Source organism: Methanoregula sp. (assembly GCF_035543475.1).
GTDB lineage: Archaea > Halobacteriota > Methanomicrobia > Methanomicrobiales > Methanospirillaceae > Methanoregula.
Map to the genome: position 1 here is coordinate 1 of NZ_DATKKA010000034.1, position 10,686 is coordinate 10,686.

12 protein-coding genes and 1 rRNA gene are annotated in these 10,686 nt (G+C 59.7%); 8 read left to right on the forward strand and 5 right to left on the reverse strand.

The features are described from left to right. Positions 1-55 precede the first annotated feature (55 nt). The 6 genes from ppsA to VMS83_RS10910 all read left to right on the forward strand — a co-directional run bounded on the left by ppsA (position 56) and on the right by VMS83_RS10910 (position 5,809). Positions 56-2,344 (forward strand): phosphoenolpyruvate synthase, encoded by a 2,289-nt coding sequence (gene ppsA, locus VMS83_RS10885; RefSeq protein WP_325412691.1) that lies wholly within the window; start codon positions 56-58, stop codon positions 2,342-2,344. After that, complete coding sequence (gene mfnA / locus VMS83_RS10890; protein ID WP_325412713.1) at positions 2,334-3,431, forward strand: tyrosine decarboxylase MfnA; 1,098 nt, start codon at positions 2,334-2,336, stop codon at positions 3,429-3,431. The genes ppsA and mfnA overlap by 11 nt, the downstream gene beginning before the upstream one ends. Beyond that, complete coding sequence (gene hpt / locus VMS83_RS10895; protein WP_325412693.1) at positions 3,424-3,972, forward strand: hypoxanthine/guanine phosphoribosyltransferase; 549 nt, start codon at positions 3,424-3,426, stop codon at positions 3,970-3,972. Before mfnA ends, hpt begins: the two co-directional genes overlap by 8 nt. Continuing rightward, a complete protein-coding gene (gene dph2 / locus VMS83_RS10900) occupies positions 3,950-4,903 on the forward strand; it encodes a diphthamide biosynthesis enzyme Dph2 (protein WP_325412695.1) in 954 nt (317 codons plus the stop codon). The genes hpt and dph2 overlap by 23 nt, the downstream gene beginning before the upstream one ends. Beyond that, on the forward strand, positions 4,900-5,535 hold the full coding sequence (locus VMS83_RS10905; protein WP_325412697.1) for an METTL5 family protein: 636 nt from the start codon (positions 4,900-4,902) through the stop codon (positions 5,533-5,535). The genes dph2 and VMS83_RS10905 overlap by 4 nt, the downstream gene beginning before the upstream one ends. A 94-nt stretch (positions 5,536-5,629) precedes the next feature. Continuing rightward, complete coding sequence (locus VMS83_RS10910) at positions 5,630-5,809, forward strand: hypothetical protein (RefSeq protein WP_325412699.1); 180 nt, start codon at positions 5,630-5,632, stop codon at positions 5,807-5,809. A gap of 77 nt (positions 5,810-5,886) precedes the next feature. Here the strand turns inward: VMS83_RS10910 and VMS83_RS10915 are convergent, their stop codons facing one another. The 3 genes from VMS83_RS10915 to VMS83_RS10925 form a co-directional block, all read right to left on the reverse strand. Then, positions 5,887-6,543, reverse strand: a complete 657-nt coding sequence (locus VMS83_RS10915) for a TylF/MycF/NovP-related O-methyltransferase (protein ID WP_325412701.1) — start codon at positions 6,541-6,543, stop codon at positions 5,887-5,889. 139 nt (positions 6,544-6,682) lie between these two features. Further along, a complete protein-coding gene (locus VMS83_RS10920; protein ID WP_325412703.1) occupies positions 6,683-7,042 on the reverse strand; it encodes a hypothetical protein in 360 nt (119 codons plus the stop codon). A gap of 56 nt (positions 7,043-7,098) precedes the next feature. Beyond that, a complete protein-coding gene (locus tag VMS83_RS10925; RefSeq protein WP_325412705.1) occupies positions 7,099-7,554 on the reverse strand; it encodes a hypothetical protein in 456 nt (151 codons plus the stop codon). Positions 7,555-7,691: 137 nt separating this feature from the next. On the opposite strand from VMS83_RS10925, the gene VMS83_RS10930 reads away from it, so the two are divergent. Further along, entirely contained in the window at positions 7,692-9,005 is a 1,314-nt protein-coding gene (locus tag VMS83_RS10930) for an MFS transporter (RefSeq protein ID WP_325412707.1), read from the forward strand. Between the two features lie 2 nt (positions 9,006-9,007). On the opposite strand, the gene VMS83_RS10935 is transcribed toward VMS83_RS10930, so the two are convergent. Next, positions 9,008-9,706: an Ig-like domain-containing protein gene (locus tag VMS83_RS10935; protein ID WP_325412709.1), complete on the reverse strand. Its 699-nt coding sequence runs from the start codon at positions 9,704-9,706 to the stop codon at positions 9,008-9,010. A gap of 109 nt (positions 9,707-9,815) precedes the next feature. Here VMS83_RS10935 and VMS83_RS10940 point away from each other — a divergent pair, with 109 nt between their 5' ends. Beyond that, positions 9,816-10,436, forward strand: coding sequence for a DUF2115 domain-containing protein (locus tag VMS83_RS10940; protein WP_325412711.1), 621 nt, complete (start codon positions 9,816-9,818; stop codon positions 10,434-10,436). A 145-nt stretch (positions 10,437-10,581) separates the two neighbouring features. Here the strand turns inward: VMS83_RS10940 and rrf are convergent. Beyond that, a 5S ribosomal RNA gene (gene rrf / locus VMS83_RS10945) occupies positions 10,582-10,686 on the reverse strand; the annotation flags it as partial.

Consider the following 10,686-nt stretch of genomic DNA (forward strand, 5'->3'; position numbering starts at 1 on the left):
CCGGCAGATGATAATACTTAAACAGGGGGGAGGTGAGATCATAAGTGGTGCGAGCATGAAAGATGTGCCCAATATTCTATGGCTCGAAGAGATCAGGAAGGAGGATATCGCCTCCGTGGGCGGCAAGGGTGCGTCCCTTGGTGAGATGGCTTCGATCGGCCTTCCGGTTCCCCCGGCGTTCGTTGTCACTGCCCAGGCATTCCGGCGATTCCTGGTCGAGACCGGCCTTGAACAGAAGATCTTCAAGGTCTCGGATAATATCGACGTAGAGAATAATGCGGCTCTTGAAAAGGCCGCCGATACCATAAAGGCGCTGGTGATCAAGGCAAAGATGCCGGCTTCGATAAAAGACGACGTCAGGGCCTCGTACAAGAAAATGGCACAAAAAGACCTGGTAGTCGCGGTCCGCTCGAGTGCCACGGCAGAAGACCTCCCGGATGCAAGCTTTGCCGGCCAGCAGGAGACCTACCTCAACATCAAGGGAGAAGCAGCACTTCTTTCTGCGGTCCAGAACTGCTGGGCCTCCCTGTACGGGGCACGGGCGATCTACTACCGGGCAAAGCAGGGATTCGAAGAGCATACGGTCAATATCGCAGTCGTGGTCCAGCAGCTGGTCCACTCGGAGAAGGCCGGGGTTATGTTCACCTCCCACCCGATCAGCGGGGAACCCACGACCATTATCGAGGGATCGTGGGGACTGGGAGAAGCGGTCGTCTCCGGGTCAGTCTCGCCGGACCACTATGTCTTTGACCAGAGGACGGAAACCGTGGGGGAGACCCTGATCGCCAACAAGAAAGTGGAGATTATCCCCGACGGGTCCCATGGCACGAAGCTCGTTCCCGTGGATCCGGCACGGCAGGACGCGCAGGTCCTCTCCATCGAGGAGATCGCAAAACTTGCGATGTACGGCAAGATTGCCGAGAACCATTACGGGGTACCGCAGGACGTTGAATGGGGCATTGTTGCCGGGACGATCTATATCCTCCAGTCCCGGCCGATCACGACAATCGGGAAGAAAGAGGCAAAGGGCATGTCAGGACAGAGCAAGGATGCAAAAATTCTCCTGAAAGGACAGGGGGCGGCACCGGGAATCGCGAGCGGGAAGGTCGTCATCATCCGGGATGTAAAGGACACGGGTTCAGTCAAGGAGGGGGACATCCTTGTCACCCGCATGACCAACCCGGACATGGTGCCGGCGATGAGAAAGGTCGCCGCCATCGTGACCGATGAAGGGGGCATGACCTGCCACGCAGCCATCGTCTCCCGGGAACTGGGCACCCCTGCAGTAGTCGGGACAAAGACCGGCACGCAGCAACTCAAGAACGGACAGGTCGTTACCGTCGATGGAGAACTGGGGATTGTCTACGAGGGGGCAGTCAGCAGCCCGGCACAGGCAAAAGCGGGCGCAGCTGCACCCGCAGCCCTTGCCGGCAGCGCTCCGCTCATCACGGCGACCAGCGTGAAAGTAAACGTCTCGATCCCCGAGGCTGCGGCACGGGCTGCAGCGACCGGCGCGGACGGTGTCGGCCTGCTCCGGATCGAGCACCTGATCCTCGGGCTCAACAAGACCCCAGGCTGGTTCATTGCCAACCATAAGGAAGAGGACTTCGTCAAGGAGCTCTATGACGGCATCAAGATCGTGCTCGATGCATTCCCGGGAAAGACCGTCTGGGTGAGGACGCTTGACGCCCCCACCGACGAGTTCCGGAACATGCAGGGTGGCGAGAGCGAACCCCACGAGCACAACCCGATGCTCGGCTGGCGGGGCATCCGGCGCGACCTCCAGAGCGCAGAGCAGTTCCGGCTCCAGGTGGAAGCGTTCAAGCGCCTCTGGAAGGCCGGCTATGAGCACCTCGGCGTCATGTTCCCCATGGTCTCCCACCCTGACCAGTTCATCAGGGCAAAGGAGATGATGCGGGGCTGGGGCGTGGATGTGGAGAACGTAACCCTCGGGATCATGATCGAGATCCCGGCCAGTGCCATTATGATCGAGGACTTCCTCCAGGCCGGTATCAAGTTTGCCTCCTTTGGGACAAACGACCTTATCCAGTATACCATTGCCATTGACCGGAACAACGAGAACGTGGCAGACATGTACAACCCCCAGCACCCGGCAGTCCTCGCCCTGATCCACTCTGCAATCCAGAAGTGCCGCGAATATGATGTCGAGTGCTCGATCTGCGGACAGGCGGGGTCCGACCCCAAGATGGCGGTCTGGCTCGTGGAACACGGGATCACCAGTATCTCTGCAAACATCGATGCCATTGCAAAGATCCGGGAAGCGGTCGCAAAGACCGAGAAACGCATCATCCTTGAAGCTGCGAGAAACCGCGATGCTCAGTAACGGGTTAGCCGAAGACGAGCTCTTCTCTTTTTTATCCTCGCACAAGAAGGAGGACATAGACCACCGGTACATCCTGAGCTCCATGTGCACGCTCCCGCACCCGGTAGCGATCCGGGCGCACTGCATGTTCATGGAGACGAACCTTGGCGACCCCGGGCTCTTTCCCGGGACCGCAACACTGGAGCGCCTGCTCGTTGAGCGCCTTGGCACCCTGTTCCATCACAAAAATGCCGGCGGCTATGCCACCTCAGGGGGGACCGAGTCCAACATCCAGGCGCTCCGGCTTGCAAAGGCGCTCCGGCCCAGGACCTGCCCGAACATTGTTCTTCCCGAATCCGTCCACTTCTCCTTCAAGAAGGCCTGCGAACTCCTCTGCCTGGAGATGCGGAGCGTGCCTCTCGGCGCTGACCGGAGGATGCCCGCCGACAAGGCAGCCGAACTGATCGATGAAAATACCGTCTGCCTGGTAGGCGTTGCCGGTACCACCGAGTACGGGATGGTCGACCCGATTGCAGACCTTGCAAAGATTGCCGCCCAGCACGATGTCTTCCTGCACGTGGACGCGGCGTTCGGAGGTATGGTGATCCCGTTCCTATCCCGTCCCATCCCCTTTGATTTCTCCCTTGAAGGGGTTACCACGATCGCGGTAGACCCGCACAAGATGGGCATGAGCACCATCCCTGCCGGTGTCCTGCTCACCCGGGAGCCGGACATGCTCGATGCGCTCAATATCGACACCCCCTACCTCACGGTGAAAAAGGAGTACACCCTCGCCGGCACCCGGCCGGGAGCCCCGGTGGCCGGGGCCCTCGCCGTCCTCGACTATCTCGGGGTTTCCGGTATGAAGGCTGTTGTTGCCGGCTGCATGAAGAACACGGAGCGGTTGATCGCCGGGATGAAAACACTGGGCATCGAACCCGCTGCCACCCCCGACGTGAACGTAGCGACCTTTGCCTGCACCCGGGCTCCTGCCCCCTGGAAGGTCTCGTGGACACGGAACGGTCACCTCCGTATCGTCTGCATGCCGCACGTCCGGAGCGACAGTATCGAGGCATTCTTAAAAGATTTTGGTGATATGCATGCTTGACAGACTGGTAGAATCCCTGGAAACCTGCCCGATGGTAAAAAGGGGCGAATATAATTATTTCATCCACCCGATCACCGACGGCGTCCCGCTTGTAACTCCTGCCCTGCTCCGCGATGTGTGCAGCGCGATGGTAAAAGTCCTTGATCTCAACAATGTGGACAAGATCGTGGTGGTCGAGGCAATGGGCATCCACATCGGTGCTGTCCTCTCGGTGATGACCGATATCCCCATGGTTGTCATGCGCAAACGCGAGTACAAACTCCCGCATGAGATCCCTGTGCACCAGAAGACCGGCTACTCCAAGGGAGAGCTGTACCTCAACGGCGTGTACAAAGGAGACCGGGTCATCATTATCGATGACGTGGTGAGCACCGGCGGTACGATGAAGGCGCTCCTCTCTGCCCTGGAGATCGCGGGTGCCGAAGTCAGGGACGTCTGCATCGTGATCCAGCGTGGGAATCCCGACATAGGCCGGCCCTACAAGTCGCTTGTCAAGATCGAGGTTGACGACCGGGTGCATGTGGTTGAACGGTTCATCTGATCTGATTACAAAACTCAAAAAGCGGGGGGCCCGCAAGGTCGCCCTCCAGTTCCCGGAGGGGCTGAAAAGGCAGGCAGCCGGCATATCCTCGGATCTGAAAGCTGCAGGATTCGGCGTGATTGTCAGCGGGGATCCCTGCTACGGGGCCTGCGACCTTGCACTCGATATGGTCACTGAAGGGCAGGCAGACGTGCTTGTCCATTTCGGGCACACCCCGGTTGATGACCGCCCGGAGATCATCTTCGAACCATGGAAGGTTGATTTCAATGTGTCAGTCCTGGCACAGGCCCTGCCCCTGCTCCATGAAAAGACCGTCGGCCTTGTCACCACGGTCCAGCATACCCACCTCGTCCCGGCCATGGAAGCATTCCTTGCCTCCCATGGCCACGAGGCCCGGGTGGCCGGGGGAACCCCACGGACACCGCTCCGGGGGCAGGTGCTCGGGTGCAGTTTTGCCGCGGCAAAAGCGACCGCTGCCCGGGAGATCCTCTTTGTCGGTACCGGGATCTTCCACCCGATCGGTATTGCCCTTGCCACAAAAGCCCGGGTGATCGCGCTCGACCCGCTTGCCGGCACTGCGCAGGAGGTGAGCGCCGAATCCCTCCTGCGCCGGCGTTCTGCGGTTATTGAAAAAGCGAGAGCGGCCCGGTCCTTCGGCATCATTCTCAGCACCAAGAGCGGGCAGGAGCGCCGGGCGCTGGCTGCACGGCTTGCCGGGCTGGCCCCCGGGGCGGTGGTGATCACCCTGCGCGAGGTGACCCCCGACCAGATCCTCAATCTCGGCTTCGACTGCTACGTGAACACCGCCTGCCCCCGCCTTGCCTACGATGACCAGGTACGGTTTGGCAGGCCCGTCCTCTCCCCCCAGGAGTTTGAGATCCTCTGCGGCGTGCGGGCGTGGGACGACTACACCATCGACGAGATTGCATGAAACTCAGGCAGCTGGAGATGGCACTGCAGCGCTGCGCCGGCTTCGAGAAGCCCCGGGCAGCCCGCGAGCAGTACCAGACGCCGGCCACTCTTGCGGCACGGCTCCTCTATGATGCGTTTGTCAGCGGCGATATTGCGGAAACGGCGGTCACGGACCTCGGCTGCGGCACCGGTATCCTCGCCATCGGGGCTGCGCTGCTTGGTGCCGAGACGGTGCGGGGCATAGATCTCGACCCGGATGCCCTCCGCACTGCGGAAAAGAATGCGGCGCTGCTTGGGGCAGAAGTGAATTTTATCGTGGCCGACCTGGGCGGTACGGGTAAAGATGCCGGGTGGGCCTGTACAGAGGAAATCGGACCCTGCGATACCGTGGTGATGAACCCGCCGTTTGGCGCTCAGAAACAGAACGTGCATGCCGACCGGCCGTTCATTGACTGTGCCCTTGCCATCGCCCCGGTGACGTATGGCATCTTTAACGCCGGCTCGACCCCCTTTGTGGAGGCATACATTGCCGGGCGGGGCAGGGTCGCCGGCAGGGTTGCCGGTACCTTTCCCCTGAAACGATCGTTTGCCTTCCACACCCGGGATGTGCAGGAGATCGCTGTCGAGATCCTCAGGATCGTGCGGACCTGAACGCTGTGTTCTCTCCTCCGCTGATACTTTCCGGGACCGCTTCCGGCAACACGCTTATAAGGGACGATTCAGAGAGATTATAGCGGAGATTCATATGGACAAGACTGGAATTGCTGCACTGGTAGTGGGTATTGTACTGCTGATTCTCGGGGGTTATGCGATCTGGGCCTTCCTGCCCGACGTGATCGTTGCAGTCAAAGGCCTGATCGGGATCGTGGTCCTCCTTGCCGGCCTGATGCTGATCATCTTCGGGATCCTGATCTTCAGGGAATAACCGGTTTTTCCGGCCACTTTTTTTGCACATTCGACCCGGCGGGATGCCGGGACAAAAAAGGACGGCGTGATCAGCCGTTATAATTTTATCACGATGCACTGGGAGGCGGAGGTCTCCACCACCGGCTCGGGCTTGTCAGCGAAATACTCGTCCACGGCCTTGCGGACGCCCGGGGCAGTAAGATAATCGTGGGAGACGATCATTCCCCCGGGGTTCATCCGGGGATAGAAGAACTCAAGGCACTTCTTCGTGCTCTCGTAGGTGTCCACGTCAAGGTTGACCAGGGAGAACGTCTTGTCCTGGACCGGTCCCGACGTATCGGGGAAGAGCCCCTTGTACAGGTGGACGTTCTTCTCCGATGCCAGGTATGCCTTAACCTCATCGTAGGACGCGGCAAACTTCCCTTCGTAGAACGGCCAGACCGCGTCCACGTCATCAACGCGGGGCAGGCCGGCAAAGGTATCGAAGAGGTGGAGGATCCGGTCACCCTTCATCGAACAGATGATCTTGGCAGACCCTCCCTTGTATACCCCGACCTCCGCGATATCCCCGGGGATCTTCCGGGTGATCCGGGTGGCCATATAGATCTGGTAGGCCTCGATGTCCTCCAGGAGGAGGTCAGTATCGGACCGGATCTTTTTTAAATCCGACGAGAACCGTTTCCGCTCGGTACTGCCGTAGTGAGGAAGCCTGCCCCGCTGTGCGATATCGTATCCCATAAACGGCTCGAACATAGCCAGTTTCCTGAACTTCAACAGGTATTTGCTGGGGGCTATGGTATCAAAAAAACAGATGAGATGTTTTTTGGGAAACAGACTCATGACCGGTCTTATATGTCGTGCCGGGATTTATACTGGTGCGATGCCCACGACCTCACCGCCGGCGCGAACGGGCTGCATAATACGCGACCACCATCGCAGCACAGAGAACGACAAGGCCGGCGACCAGATGGGAAAGGATCACCAGCCCCGCCACATAGGCGAGCAGGACGGCAACCAGGCCCGGGACCCTGCCGTTTATGTATGCCCCGGCAACCGAAACGATGAGGATAAGGGTGGGCAGGAGAAGGAAGAAGGTGTGGAGCGCGGGATCCGAGTACTGCGCCGTGACCGCAGTACCCAGGGCATTGATGAGCACGTTTTCCGGGTTAATGCCGATGGCTGTCCAGAGCCCGGAGAGGAAACCGAACCCGATCACGAACTGCCAGATGAACCGGTGCACTTTTTTTGCCATGGTACTTCACCCTGCTCCCGGCAGGAACTTCCCGCAGCATCTCAGCTGCAGGAGGATCACCGGAGATTCTGTCCTGATTGCTTCGTCAGGTCGACATCCACATCGAACTCGTCCAGAAACGGCATCAGGCCAATAATGACCGGCAAGGAACGGCCGGTGGCGGGATCGGGCTCTTCGCTGACCGATGCAATCTCGATCATCATGGGAAATTCATCGAGCGTGCGGAGAAATGAGGGGTCATTCTCCTGCGTAAACGCGAGGAAACGGTCCACCCGGACGTACGGGCGCTCGTACTCGGGGACCCCGCGGAACTCTGCTTCTACCTGGGCAAGCGTCCGGTTCATGGCCAGATCCTTTTCAAAAAAGAGGTACACGGCAATCCCGTAGTCCCTGCCAACCGAATCGAGATGGCGGATCTCGACCATCCGGCCCCGCTCGATACCGATCGATGCCAGTTTTTCCGCAATCGTTGTTCCGCGAAGGGCGTTCCGGGCCGCCTCGGTGTTATCCATACAACAAGGTGGGGTACAGGAATTTGTATAGCTGATCCTCGTGTCACCGGCCCGGACCGTCCGGGGGTCCGGGGGGAGGGCCCGGCACAGGATGTGTTCCAACAGGCATAATGGGGGGAAGGATATACCGGTTGTACGTGAATACCCGCGAGAACGAGGAGATCGGGCCGCGGACGCTCAAAAAGGTGAGCGCCCGGCTGCTGCCGTTTCTTATCCTCCTCTACGTGATCGCCTACCTGGACCGGGTGAACTTCGGCTTTGCCGCACTCCAGATGAACAGTGCGCTGGGGCTTTCCAGTGAGGTCTTCGGCTTTCTCTCCGGGATCTTTTTTATCGGGTACCTCTTATTCGAACTCCCCAGCAACCTGATCCTCCAGAAGACCGGGGCCCGGACCTGGATTGCCCGGATCCTCATCAGCTGGGGGATCGTCGTGATAATTACGGCTTTTGCCACCGGTGCACTGCAGCTGGCCGTGCTCCGGTTCGTCCTTGGGGTGATGGAGGCAGGGTTCTTCCCGGGCATCCTCCTGTACCTCACCTACTGGTTCCGCGAGGGCGAACGGGCAAAGGCGGTAGCGCTCCTGATGACCGCACTGGCCATCTCCACCATCGTGGGTGCGCCGGTCTCCACCTGGATTCTCGATTCCATCCACTGGTTTGGCATGGAAGGCTGGCGCTGGCTCTTTGTCCTGGAAGGGTTGCCCGCGGTGATCCTCGGCCTGGTCACGTACTGGTACCTGACCGACAGGCCGGAGGATGCCCGCTGGCTTGAACAGGAGGAACGGGACTGGCTGGCCGGGGAGATCCGAAAGGAGAACAGCGAGCGACAGAAACAGGGAGGACACCGCGATCTGACCTCGGTGGTCACCGACCGGCGGGTCTGGCACCTTGCTCTTGTCTACTGCATGCTCGTTATTGCCCTGTACGGCCTGGGATTCTGGATGCCCCAGATCATCCGATCGATGAATGGAGGCCTCTCCAATACGTCCATCGGCCTGATCATGACGGTGCCGTATGCCTGTGCAGGCGTAGCGATGATCCTCTGGTCGCGGCACTCTGACCGGACCGGGGAACGGCGCTGGCATACTGCTCTCCCGCCCCTGATCGGCGGACTGGCGCTGGCGGGATCCGGGGTTGTTGCTTCCCCGGGATGGGCATTTCTCCTGCTCGTCATTGCTACGGTGGGAATATTCTGTGCATTCGGGCCGTTCTGGACACTCCCTTCGATCTTTCTCGCCGAGATAACCGCTGCGGCCGGGATCGCTGTTATCAATTCCGTGGGAAATGCCGGTGGTTTTGTCGGGCCTACCCTCATGGGATACCTGACGCAGGTGACCGGCAGCACGCATGCCGGCCTTGTAGTGATCGGTGCCTGCCTTGCGCTGGGCGGTGCAGGCGCAGCGGCGGTCAGCAGATGGCTCCCGGCAGAAACGTCACGGAATGCCCGGTAGGATCAGCGCCGTGACCGGGGCAGACCGTATATCGCTGCTGCAGCCACGGTTGCGAGAAGACCGGTAAGAGGAAGAAAACCGGGGGACCGGGCTTGTGGGGTTGGCGACACCACCGTTGTCATCGCCACCGGCTCCTCGGAACCGGTACCATTTACCGGTACCGGTGTTGCACGGGGCGCACTGACCGTGACACTGCCCCCGGGAACGGGTGCCCCGCCATTGTCGAGCTCGGTGACCTGCAGGATCGTGACATCAGATCCGGTGCCGGCGGGGACTGTCCCGTTAACCCGGACCGTTAACGAGACGTCGTTTGTGGTAGGGTACGAGAGGAGATATCCGTTCACAAATGCTGTATCGCCCGATGCAGACTGCTGCGCAGCCGGAGCGCCGTTGACCAGCACCTGGATATTCCACCGGGCACCAGGAAGACCGGTCTGCATCTGGAGTGTGTGGTACCGGGAGAACGTGGTGGCACCCGAAGGAAGGATGACAAAAGAACTGGTTGCATTTTCTCCACCCGCGACAACGAGCGGGGGAGATGGCGAGAACACCGTACCGGTAAGGACAAGGGTAGCCGAAGACGGGGTTCCGATAAGGAACATCAGGGCGGCAAGTGCCAGCAGGACAGCCGCCGGTCTGCAGCAGCAGGAAGATCGCCGGGAAAGGACCATATAGTATGCAGAGATTTGCCTGTTGTCCATGGTTAAGGTGTCGGTACAGTATACCCCGGGAGCAAATACCGGATGAGGCAGGATAATATGGTGCCGGCACGCACGGTACCTCAGTTATTCCGGTTTGGACCCAGATCCCATGACGGGCGCAATTCAACCCCCTGCATCAGAAAAAGAGGAAATCGCAGCCACATCACGCCGTCTTGCGGCGGCCAGGACAAAAGGGGAGCTGTGCGGGATCCTCGCAGAGGAAGTCAGCGGGTATACCGTAGCGGACCTTCAGGTGATCGGCGGGCGGCTTTTTTCAGAAGTGGACGCCCTGCCCGAACCCTACCGGAGCCGGGTCCGCCCGTTCTTCCACGAGCAGCTCTTCGGCGCCCACCACCGGCTCCTCCTGATGTACCGGTCTGGTGCGTTCCGGCAGGATCAGGATCCAATCCGGGACCGCGAAACCTTCGGGAAATTCTGCGCGATGATCCCCGAGGGCTGCTTTACCTGGGACGAGCTCGCGGAGCGGACCCCGTTCCACTACTCGCCGAAGCACCGGTTCTTCTATTACCTCATGGCTGCATTTACCATGTTTGTCCTCGAAAAACCCGGCCATCCCGTGGGCATGCCGTTTCCCGGTGGATTTAGTGTCGAGGACCGGAACGGGATCTACTACTGCCTGATCCGGGACCGGGAAAAAGAGGTCTTCTTCTCAATCTGTAACTTCTGCCCGGCAAAACAGGCAGAAGAGAATGCGCCCAGGGCCGGATAAGCCGGGACACAGGTCAGCAGATCGGTACATTCATCGCAGGTCGCGGACCTGCCGGTATCCATGTTAAACGATACGATGACATAACGGGAGCATTCGCTCTTTAGGATAAACATTACAAGAACAGATACCGTGTAAGAAGGAAAGGTGATAGCAGCTTGGTATGGTTCCCGGGGACTCGCGTACCTCAGTACAGCATACTACGTGTGTCAGCTTAACTGCTGGGTTCGGAATGAGACCAGGTGTTTCCCGA

Coding starts and splice junctions, on each gene's coding strand:
- hpt (WP_325412693.1), top strand. CDS start 3,424: ATGCTTGACAGACTGGTAGAATCCCTGGAAACCTGCCCGATGGTAAAA.
- VMS83_RS10915 (WP_325412701.1), bottom strand. CDS start 6,543: ATGTTCGAGCCGTTTATGGGATACGATATCGCACAGCGGGGCAGGCTT.
- VMS83_RS10925 (WP_325412705.1), bottom strand. CDS start 7,554: ATGGATAACACCGAGGCGGCCCGGAACGCCCTTCGCGGAACAACGATT.
- VMS83_RS10905 (WP_325412697.1), top strand. CDS start 4,900: ATGAAACTCAGGCAGCTGGAGATGGCACTGCAGCGCTGCGCCGGCTTC.
- dph2 (WP_325412695.1), top strand. CDS start 3,950: ATGTGGTTGAACGGTTCATCTGATCTGATTACAAAACTCAAAAAGCGG.
- ppsA (WP_325412691.1), top strand. CDS start 56: ATGAAAGATGTGCCCAATATTCTATGGCTCGAAGAGATCAGGAAGGAG.
- VMS83_RS10935 (WP_325412709.1), bottom strand. CDS start 9,706: ATGGACAACAGGCAAATCTCTGCATACTATATGGTCCTTTCCCGGCGA.
- VMS83_RS10920 (WP_325412703.1), bottom strand. CDS start 7,042: ATGGCAAAAAAAGTGCACCGGTTCATCTGGCAGTTCGTGATCGGGTTC.
- VMS83_RS10940 (WP_325412711.1), top strand. CDS start 9,816: ATGACGGGCGCAATTCAACCCCCTGCATCAGAAAAAGAGGAAATCGCA.
- mfnA (WP_325412713.1), top strand. CDS start 2,334: ATGCTCAGTAACGGGTTAGCCGAAGACGAGCTCTTCTCTTTTTTATCC.
- VMS83_RS10910 (WP_325412699.1), top strand. CDS start 5,630: ATGGACAAGACTGGAATTGCTGCACTGGTAGTGGGTATTGTACTGCTG.